This window comes from Noviherbaspirillum sp., assembly GCF_035944575.1.
In the GTDB taxonomy this organism is placed as follows: Bacteria; Pseudomonadota; Gammaproteobacteria; order Burkholderiales; family Burkholderiaceae_D; genus Noviherbaspirillum.
This window is the reverse complement of record NZ_DASZBA010000197.1, coordinates 66,158-76,280: the sequence shown is the minus strand read 5'-3', so window position 1 is coordinate 76,280 and position 10,123 is coordinate 66,158. Positions and strand designations below refer to the sequence as shown.

Here is a 10,123-nt window from a genome sequence, read left to right as displayed (position 1 = left end):
GTCCGGTATTCCCGAATAATTTACTCAAGTATACCAAACCTGAGTAAATTCGTCAGGTATTAAGTGACGATTTCGTACTAATCGAGGATAGAGAGAGGAGGTTCGCCGAACAGATTTCAGCGAACCGGTTATGAAGAGGTGAAGGCGGCTACTGTAATTTCAATCGCACGAACATCATAAAAGATGTCGGGTTTGTGCCGTAGATGTTTGTTTCAGAAGAAACAAGATGTTTGCTGACGAGGCCGCCTACATCGAAGCGCACTTCCTGGTTGAAGCGCACATCATGGAAATAACCAACGGTTACTTTCTTAACTTTGAATAGCGGATGCTGGGAAGATTGATTTTCCCGATAAAGGTCATCGCTCCCAACCTGTTCGAGACGACCGAAAAACGAATGCGCTTTCTGGACACGGAAGATTGATTCCATCAGGTACCCGGTATTCCGTTCGCGAAAACGCCGGACGTTGCGTCCCCATGCAAAAGTTGTTTGCCAATCTGCGTCACCGACCAATTGCTGGTATGTCGCTGCGATTGCAGTCCGTTTGACTTGATCATCGGCGCGTAGCTGATCGAGATTGCTGACGTAACCACGGCCAATTTTGAAGGTCCAATTTTCGGATGGGCTGAATGAAAGACGGCGCGAGGCAGACTTAAGCTTCAATCCCTCGTAGGTCGCCGGCTGATAGCCCTCCGTGGCGGCGATTGAAGAGCTTTCATATTTCAATCCACGCCACGCGTATCCGAGCGTGAACTGCCGATATGGGGCATGGGCAGGGTCAAGCCAATGTTCGGCAAGCAGACTTCTCAGATCGCTGACTTCAGAAAATTCGCCGGACTCGCTTGCCGGTCGCAACGCATATGCATCGAAGGCAGAAGTGGTGACGCTGAATGAGGGCCGCTTTTGCTCTCCAATGCTCGCCCGCTCCTTTGCCTTGGTCGCTCGGTCATCCGGATTTTCCAGTAAAGATGCTGAATCTGAATACGCCGACATATCTGGCTGTTCCCGCTCTGTTTGTGCCACTACATCAGCCCATACCGGAGCGAGAGTAAGCCAACCCGAAACCGCCAATGCTGTGCCCGAAATTTTCATAGCTCTGCTTTTATGATGACAACCCGACGAGTAATGACATTAATGCAATATCCATACCAATCGCGCTCTCAGCAACCAGTGAAAAAATCAACCATATAAGTACAGTGTATTTAGGCTTTTATATCCTGCAAGAAAGAATTGTATTGTTGAGTATTTGTATCTTTTACATCGCCATGAGAGCCTTACATTGTGTTTGTGCTAACACAAGCTACTCGGAACATTACCTGTCAACGCCGCGTTATCTGGCCATAGAGCAGCAAATCCATCAATCCCATGCAGGCCTCTTCGATGTGACTCAATGCCTTTTCGAACTGGCGGGCAGTCCCCGAAAACGGGTCTTCAATCACGGAAGGACTCTCACGGCTGGCATAGTCCATCAACAGCCGAACTTTGGGCAGGTAGCGCTCCGGACACATCGCTCTCAGTATCGCGAGATTGTTCATATCCATTGCGAGCAGCAAATCGAAATCCTCGAAATCCGACGGCTGGATTTGCCGGGCCCGGAGCGAAGCCAGATCATAGCCATGCTTGCGCGCGGCGACTTGTGCGCGAACATCCGGCGGCGCGCCGACGTAGTAATCATGGGTTCCGGCGGAATCGACGATGATGCGGCTTTGCAATCCGGCATCGGTGATCTGCTTGCGCATCACACTCTCGGCTGTGGGCGAGCGACAGATATTCGCTGTACAAACGAACAGGATCGAAAAGGGCTCTTTCGGAAGTGAAATCCTTAATTTCGCATCCGGTCTTGTGTTTGTGTATGCGCTCAACACCGCATCTCCCTCTGCAAGTTGCTAGTCGCCGGCAGTATGCGAAAACGCTGAGTCGGCCGCCATGATGGGACCATCATCGCCAAAATCAGCGTCTAAAGACATGATGCAAAACAACTTCTTGGTGATTGAAGCTATGTTGCCGCTGGGGGAAAGGCCAGGAAGATCAGGTCTGCTTGTAAAGCAGCTTCATTGGCCCGAATAGCGACTGCATGACCGCATTGCGGATGAATGACAGGTTATAGGGATGCTCGGAGACCGCGCGCGGGAAACGGCCGCTGGACGGCAGCACATGAAGCTGTTCGGCGATTTTCCCCCACAGAACCAGGGTAGGCAGCGGCGCGCCGTGTTGACTTGCATGCTGCTCCAGCGCTTGGAAAACTACTTCCATAAATGGCTGCCACGCCCGCGCATCCTTGACCGGCGGCACGTCCGGCCGGAACACGAGGGATGCATTGAGCAACAGAAAACCTTGGCGGGTCAGATTGGCCTGCAGTTCGGTCAGTGTCTCGATGTAGGGTGATGCTGGAGAAAGCGCGTTTGTTGCAATCTCTGCAACCGCGCTCCCGGAAGTATTGTCGGGCTGCAGACGGCCGTCCGCAACCAGCAGCATTTTCATGAAATTGCGCAGCGAGGTTGCGCGATTGACCTGCTTCGACAAGCCCGTTTCGGACCATAGCGATTTGACCGCCCCGTCCATGAAGCAGACGCCGGTGGCACTTTCTTCCCTGGGATAAGGCCCCTCCCCGACGAGCACATACCGCACCGCATCGAGGGGAATCATGAAGGCGGCAAATAACCGCCCCTGGGTCGGGAGGTAAGTATCCTCCACGAGCGCAGGCAGATAGCCTGGATCGGCCTGCGCCATCTCTGCCAGCGCCTGCATCAACACAGGCTGCCAGGAGCGATCTGCCAGCTTAACTGCATCGAGTATCGGCTTCGGTATGGATGCGGTCATGATAGGCGGATGCGCATCGGCTAAGTCTTGCCAAGAATTGACACGACATTATCCGCACCCGGTGCGCCGAAAAGCTGTTCTTTCAAAATCCTGAGCTGGTCGCGCACCTGGGCCGCCTTCTCGAACTCCAGGTTCTTTGCATGATCGATCATCAGCTTTTCCAGCCGCTTGATCTCCTTGCTGACCTGTTTTTCGCTCATCGACTCGTACTTCACCTGCTCCTGAGCGACCTGCAATTCGAGACGAGCTTCCTGAGGACTGTACACACCATCGATCAGTTCGCGGATTTCCTTCCGGATTCCCATCGGCGTGATGTTATTTGCCTGATTGAAGGCGATCTGCTTGGCGCGCCGCCGCTCGGTCTCGTCGATTGCACGGCGCATCGAGTCCGTGACCCTGTCTGCATAGAGAATCGCCGTGCCGTTCAGGTTACGCGCCGCACGGCCGATGGTTTGAATCAGGCTGCGCTCGGATCGCAGGAAGCCTTCCTTGTCCGCATCCAGAATGGCCACCAGCGAGACTTCGGGTATATCGAGGCCCTCGCGCAGAAGGTTGATGCCCACAAGTACATCGAACGTGCCCAGACGCAGATCGCGAATGATTTCCACCCGTTCCACGGTGTCGATATCGCTGTGGAGATACCTGACTTTTATACCGTTGTCGCCGAGGAATTCAGTCAACTGTTCAGCCATCCGCTTGGTCAGGGTCGTGACCAAAACACGTTCGTTTTTCTTTACCCGTTCGGTGATTTCCGACATCAGGTCATCCACCTGCGAGCTCGCAGGCCGGACCGAAATCTGCGGATCGACAAGGCCGGTCGGACGCACCACCTGCTCCACCACCTGTCCGGCGTGCTGCTTTTCATACTCGGCGGGCGTGGCGGATACGAATACCGTCTGACGCATCTTGCTTTCGAATTCCTCAAAGCGCAACGGCCGGTTGTCCAGTGCCGAAGGCAGGCGGAAACCGTAATCGACGAGATTCGTCTTACGCGCACGGTCGCCGTTGTACATGCCGTTCAACTGTCCCAGCAATACGTGCGACTCGTCGAGAAACATGATGGCATCCTGGGGCAGGTAATCAACCAGCGTAGGCGGCGGCTCTCCGGGCTTCGCTCCGCTCAGATGACGGGAATAATTTTCAATACCCTTGGTGAAGCCGATTTCGGCCATCATCTCCAGATCAAAGCGTGTACGCTGCTCCAGGCGCTGCTCTTCAACCAGCTTGTTTTGGCTGCGGAACCATTCCAGCCGGTCGCGCAGTTCTTCCTTGATGCTTTCGATCGCGCGCAGGACGGTGGTTCGCGGCGTGACGTAATGCGAGCCGGGATAGATGGTGAAGCGGGGAATTTTCTGTCGGACACGACCGGTCAGCGGATCGAATAACTGAAGGCTGTCGATTTCGTCATCGAAAGTCTCGATGCGCAGGGCGAGTTCCGCATGCTCCGCCGGGAAGACGTCGATCACATCCCCGCGAACACGGAAAGTACCGCGTCCGAAGTCCACCTCGTTACGGGTGTATTGCATCTGTATCAAACGTGCAATGACATCGCGCTGGCTGACCTTGTCCTTCGCGCGCAGGGTGAGGATCATCTGGTGATACTCATTCGGGTTACCGATACCGTAAATTGCGGACACAGTAGCTACGATGACGACATCCCGCCTCTCCATCAGCGACTTGGTGCAGGACAGCCGCATCTGCTCGATATGCTCGTTGATCGACGAATCTTTCTCGATGAAAAGATCCCGCTGCGGCACGTAAGCTTCAGGTTGGTAGTAATCGTAATAACTGACGAAATATTCCACCGCGTTCTGCGGGAAAAACTCGCGGAATTCGCTATACAGCTGGGCGGCCAGCGTTTTGTTGGGCGCAAATACAATGGCCGGTCGGCCCATGCGTGCAATCACATTGGCCATCGTATAGGTTTTACCGGAACCGGTGACGCCCAATAAGGTCTGGTATGACAAACCATCCTCGATGCCTTCCGCCAACTTGGCGATGGCAGCCGGCTGATCCCCGGCAGGAGAGAATGGTTGATACAGACGATAGGGCGAGTCCGGGAAAGTGACGATTTTTGATTCGTCAATCGCGCTGGGAACTTGGGATAAATCTGCCATCTGGTTTGGACCTTTGGTAGAATAATAAGTTGCAATTCGGCGCGAGACATACGGCCTTGCACCGCATACAACCCGCTGCAAAGCAAAACTTCCGCAGCCAACTTTTCATGTTATCACGATGAACCAATCCTCTTCCGCTTCCCTGTTTACCGCCATCGAGATGGCGCCTCGCGACCCGATCCTGGGAATTACCGAAGGATTCAATGCCGACAAAAACCCGAACAAGGTTAATCTCGGCGTGGGCGTTTATTACGACGACAATGGCAAGGTTCCCTTGCTTGAATGCGTACGGAAAGCGGAGATGCAATTGATGGAGAAAGCGAGTCCGCGCACCTACCTGCCGATCGAAGGATTGGCCGCTTACGACAAGGCGGTGCAAGAGCTTGTATTTGGTGCCGACAGCCCCGTAGTTCAAGAGAAGCGTGCGATTACCGTGCAGGCACTCGGCGGTACCGGAGCACTGAAATTGGGCGCCGACTTTCTGAAGCGCTTCTCGCCTGAATCACAAGTGTGGATCAGCGACCCCAGCTGGGAAAACCACCGGGCACTCTTCGAGTCTGCCGGCTTTACCGTCAACAATTACGCTTACTACGATCCGACCACCCGTGGCGTCAACTTTCCTGGCATGCTCAGCGCTCTGAACAGTATGCCGTCGGGTTCGATCGTGGTACTGCATGCCTGCTGCCATAATCCGACCGGCGCCGATCTCACCGCGGATCAATGGACCGATGTCATCAAGGTCGTGACGGAACGCGGTCTTGTGCCCTTCCTTGACATGGCCTACCAGGGTTTCGGCGATGGCATTGACGCCGATGGCAAAGTTGTACGGCGCTTTGCCGACGCGGGTGGACCGTTGTTCGTATCGAATTCGTTTTCAAAATCGTTCTCGCTGTACGGCGAACGTGTCGGCGCATTGAGCATCGTCGCAGTCAGCAGCGAAGAAGCCGCTCGCGTGCTTTCGCAATTGAAGCGCGTGGTACGCACCAACTACTCCAATCCTCCTATTCACGGAGGACAAGTGGTTGCAACGGTGCTGTCCACACCCGATCTGCGCAAGCTGTGGGAGGAAGAACTTGCCGGTATGCGTGTACGCATCCGCGAGATGCGCGAAGCACTGGTCTTGAAGTTGAAAGAAAAGGCGCCAAGCCATAATTTCGATTTCGTCATCCAGCAACGCGGCATGTTTTCCTACTCCGGCCTCACCAAGGCCCAGGTAGAGAAACTTCGCACCGAGCATTCGATCTATGCGGTCGACACCGGACGTATCTGCGTCGCTGCGCTGAACTCACGGAATGTAGATACGATTGCCGCCGCAATCGCAAGCCTGCTCTGATTTCATCAGACAGGAAGAAAGTTTTCAAAATTTTGCTCTCAAAATTTTGACAGGAGCAAGGAAATCCCCCTATAATAGCTTCTCTGTTCCCTGATAGCTCAGTCGGTAGAGCGACGGACTGTTAATCCGCAGGTCCCTGGTTCGAGTCCAGGTCGGGGAGCCACAGAATACAAGGGGTTACGTGCAAACGTAACCCCTTTTTCTTTGGGTAGCTGCACTACCAACCCACTTGCTTCACCATGCATTTCCTGCCGCCCTGCGTAAGCCTGTCGGTCAGCTGACAGCCAGGCCTATGCCCGAAACAATAAGGACTAGAGTCGCAGCAGTCTTATTGATCAATCGCATGCACCCCCAGCTCAAGCAATACATTTACTGAACGGCGATCGCTGCCAGAACGGTCCGGGTGTTTCATCAACGCCAGGGTGCGTCTTCAAGTTCCAGTAATGCCCGAATGACGACTTCGGCAATGAGTGAGATTGCGAGGACAATAAGCAGATAAAGTATCGCTGTGATCACGATCTTCTCCATTCTTGTAATTGCGTCACTCTTATTACAGCAGCAATACAAGCGGAGTTGTTGACAATAGTCACTTTTGACGCTGCGGCGACTGCGCACTCCGCCCATGGCGTGTGCGCTTTCTTCATCCTGCGATCGGATCAGTCTATCGTCCAGACGATCGACGCTTTGACTATCCAATCCGGAGTCACAAAAAAGACATTCCGGCTCCGGACGTCCCGATGCTATTTTTTCTTGGATGAAAAATGACGCATTGAAAGCGTTTTAGTAGCGATAAAGATTTCCCTAAGCAGACACACAAAACTGCCGATCAGCGACAGCATGGCGAGCACGAAAAACAGGGCAATGATCTGGGCGAGGGCCAGATCGAGCGCATCCCCGACAAACAGCGTCGCAATCACCATGCAAATCAATAAACCGCAGATCGTGCTTAGCGTGATCGCCCTGTTGATCAGCGTTGCGCGCTGATACAGGGTTTCCAGTTCAGCCAACGCGTCAGTCATATCCGCCATGCCGGCAGCATTAACCCTTTCCTCCAATAGCCGCGAGCGATCGATGATGCGAGCCAATCGGTTCGTCAATACAGCGAGCTTGGTTCCGACCCCGGTCAGTAGGAACACTGGCGCGATTGCCAATTGAATGATGTGACCAATGTCGCCGAGCTGTATTTGCATAGTGAGCACTATCCGCAGGTATCGAGGAGCGAACTAGTCTATCAGTTGACACCGACGACAAAAGAATTTGACACGCGTTTGATTTTTATCGATTCCGAAAATGCAAATAAGCGGACCCTAGCGCAATCGGATGCTGTCACATCTGCAAAGAGGGTATCAGGCCAGGCATCGCGACGGTGCAAACATCAGCGTCGCGCTCTCAAATGAGCGCTTGCCTGGCAGAACAACTGTTTTTACAGGGGAACCGTCTCCTTAACGCCAGCTTTTCCATGGCGGTTTAGCTGTAAAAGCGTTGATTGAATCAGATTTGACCAAATGCAACGCGTGACACGCAAATCCGCGCTATTCACATTACTTGGCCTGCTGGACATTGATGGTGGTCCTGAAAAAGGGTGGGATCGGCTTATCCGAATACCAAAAAGACTGGCGAAGGATGGCGTTACGCCGCCAGGCGATTTGCACAGGGAGTGCCTGCACGTGCATGGCTTCCCTCTGGTGCAAGCCTTCGGCAAGCATGTCTGCCCTGTTGACACCGATCGTTGTTACAACGCGCCTGCAAGAGAGATCCGCAATGACGACTTATCTGGAACCCGAGTCTTCCGTACGTTCTCATAACGTCGCGGCAACGAGCCCGCGTTTCCCTGCTATCGAGGCTGGCTCTTCGCTATCCAACCTGGTCCATTCCACGACAGAGGGCTTGGTGGTGCTCGACGTGCGATGCAAGATCGTTCTGATCAGCCACACTGCCGAAAGGATGTTTGGATACCCGGCGCACGATTTGCTTAACAAATCGGTCGATATACTGCTGCCGCCGCATCTGGGCGCGGAACAGCGCCGCAGAATGGCCCGACTGGCGTCGATTCCCGTCAATGGACGCAAACTTAAAGTGGCGCTGAAGGGCTTGCATGTGAGCGGCGAGGAATTCGCTGTCAATGCCAGCGCATCCCGTACCACCATGCAGGGAGAACCCTTCCTGATCGTAGTGCTACAGGAGGATAAGGCGCTTACCGGCTTCGACACCAAGAAACGCCCGATCCGCCGCGCCGACTTGCGGAAACTCGCCGTATCGTCGCAACAGACGAATGAAGTGGAGAAGCGGCGGTTTTCCAAGAAGCTGTACGACGATATAGGCCAACGGTTGAGCGTCCTCAAGCTGGACCTGGATTGGTTGGAAAACAGCCTTCCGGAAACCGATGCCTGCGTGCCGGCGAGAGTTGCTCAAATGCAAGGAATGCTGGACAAGGTCATTACGATGACCAAGACGATGGCATCGACCTTGCGCCCTCCTCTGCTCGACGATTTCGGCCTCATTCCTGCCGTGGAATGGATGACCGACAATTTCCAGAAGAGGACCGGCGTCGCGTGCCAGCTCATCCTTGGCGGCGTTCAGAGCAAGTTGGGCGACCCCATTGAATCGGCCGTGTTCCGGGTGATACAGGAAGCGCTTTTAAACATCGAGCGCCATGCCGAGGCTAGCCAGGTGGAACTCATTCTGCTCCGCAATGGCAGCAAGTTGGACTTGACCGTGCGGGACAACGGCAAGGGAATCGCTGCCGGCAGCGAAAGCAAACCCGGCTGTTATGGATTGATGACAATGAGAGAAAGGATTTTCATATTAGGAGGTACAATTACGGTCGGCAACATTAACCCGCATGGGGTGGAGATCTCGGTATCCATTCCGATCGATTCCTTTCCTATTCACTAAAAGAGCCTATGATTCGAATCGTTATCGCCGATGATCACACCATCATGCGAGAGGGACTCAAGCGTATTCTGGACGGCGCTGACGACATCGAGGTTGTTGGCGAAGCCGTGGATGGCTTCGAAGCGCTTGCCCATGTCCGAAAGGGGGGATTCGACCTCCTGATGCTGGATTTATCCATGCCCGGCCGCAGCGGCGTAGAGTTGATCCGGCAGATCAAGGATGAAGTGCCGAAGCTCCCCATCCTGATTCTTACCATGCACGAGGAAGAGCAGTACGCGGTCCGCGCGATTCGTGCCGGCGCGCGCGGCTATCTCACCAAGGAGAGCGCCGGCACGCAGTTGGTCAGCGCAATCCGCAAGGTCGCTGCCGGTCGCCCCTACATCAGCCTGGAAGTTGCAGAGCAACTGGCCATGGACGCGATGCCGACAAACGAGGAACTGCCACACAAGCAGCTATCCAACCGTGAATTCGAAGTATTCACGTTGCTGGTCAGCGGGAAATCGATCACGGAAATCGCCGATTCGCTCCATCTGAGCGCCAAGACGGTGAGCACGCACAAAACTCGGATTCTGCAGAAAATGAGCATGAATTCGCTGGCGGAAATGGTGCAGTATGCCGTGCAACATCGCCTGCTCGGTCCACTGAAGAACTAGCCTGCCTGTACCCGCCTGGAATAAAAAATAGTACAAAGCCAGGCAGCGGTTGCGAAAATCCCACAAAAAGCCCCTTGCTGCGGTTTTTCTGTTGACTTTATTTTGTCAGCTAACTCCTATCAGTAAATCCCACTTTCTTTTGTAAGAATATTCCTACAAGACGCTCTTGCTTCCTACAGCAGGATTCAGCCACTACCGATAGTAAATGTGCATGGTGCTTGCGATACTGAGCACACGCAACAAGCATCCCGACAGGCAACTCGCCAGCACCTCCGAATGCCCGACTCTGGGGCTCAGTGGAAATCGC

At 54.0% G+C, this 10,123-nt stretch carries 8 protein-coding genes and 1 tRNA gene; 4 read left to right on the top strand and 5 right to left on the bottom strand.

Features of this window, described 5'->3' with window-relative positions; translation table 11 throughout:
• Positions 1-148: 148 nt before the first annotated feature.
• From VGU61_RS15465 to uvrB, 4 genes are all read right to left on the bottom strand, one after another.
• Positions 149-1,090: a hypothetical protein gene (locus tag VGU61_RS15465; protein ID WP_326860089.1), complete on the bottom strand. Its 942-nt coding sequence runs from the start codon at positions 1,088-1,090 to the stop codon at positions 149-151.
• 227 nt (positions 1,091-1,317) lie between these two features.
• Positions 1,318-1,818 carry a low molecular weight protein-tyrosine-phosphatase gene (locus VGU61_RS15460; protein WP_326860094.1) on the bottom strand — a complete coding sequence of 167 codons (501 nt, stop codon included), beginning with the start codon at positions 1,816-1,818 and terminating at the stop codon, positions 1,318-1,320.
• Positions 1,819-2,026: 208 nt separating this feature from the next.
• Positions 2,027-2,818: a uracil-DNA glycosylase gene (locus VGU61_RS15455; protein ID WP_326860088.1), complete on the bottom strand. Its 792-nt coding sequence runs from the start codon at positions 2,816-2,818 to the stop codon at positions 2,027-2,029.
• A 20-nt stretch (positions 2,819-2,838) separates the two neighbouring features.
• On the bottom strand, positions 2,839-4,935 hold the full coding sequence (gene uvrB / locus VGU61_RS15450; RefSeq protein ID WP_326860086.1) for an excinuclease ABC subunit UvrB: 2,097 nt from the start codon (positions 4,933-4,935) through the stop codon (positions 2,839-2,841).
• Positions 4,936-5,053: 118 nt separating this feature from the next.
• Here uvrB and VGU61_RS15445 point away from each other — a divergent pair, with 118 nt between their 5' ends.
• The gene (locus tag VGU61_RS15445) at positions 5,054-6,268 is read left to right on the top strand and encodes an amino acid aminotransferase (RefSeq protein WP_326860085.1); all 1,215 of its coding nucleotides are present in this window, start codon (positions 5,054-5,056) and stop codon (positions 6,266-6,268) included.
• 87 nt (positions 6,269-6,355) lie between these two features.
• Positions 6,356-6,431: transfer RNA gene (locus tag VGU61_RS15440), tRNA-Asn, on the top strand.
• 577 nt (positions 6,432-7,008) lie between these two features.
• Here VGU61_RS15440 and VGU61_RS15435 read toward each other — a convergent pair.
• Entirely contained in the window at positions 7,009-7,458 is a 450-nt protein-coding gene (locus tag VGU61_RS15435; RefSeq protein ID WP_326860084.1) for a DUF2721 domain-containing protein, read from the bottom strand.
• Between the two features lie 373 nt (positions 7,459-7,831).
• Here VGU61_RS15435 and VGU61_RS15430 point away from each other — a divergent pair, with 373 nt between their 5' ends.
• Both VGU61_RS15430 and VGU61_RS15425 read left to right on the top strand, forming a co-directional pair.
• Positions 7,832-9,163: a PAS domain S-box protein gene (locus VGU61_RS15430; RefSeq protein ID WP_326860083.1), complete on the top strand. Its 1,332-nt coding sequence runs from the start codon at positions 7,832-7,834 to the stop codon at positions 9,161-9,163.
• Positions 9,164-9,171: 8 nt separating this feature from the next.
• Complete coding sequence (locus tag VGU61_RS15425) at positions 9,172-9,816, top strand: response regulator transcription factor (RefSeq protein WP_326860082.1); 645 nt, start codon at positions 9,172-9,174, stop codon at positions 9,814-9,816.
• Positions 9,817-10,123 lie beyond the last annotated feature (307 nt).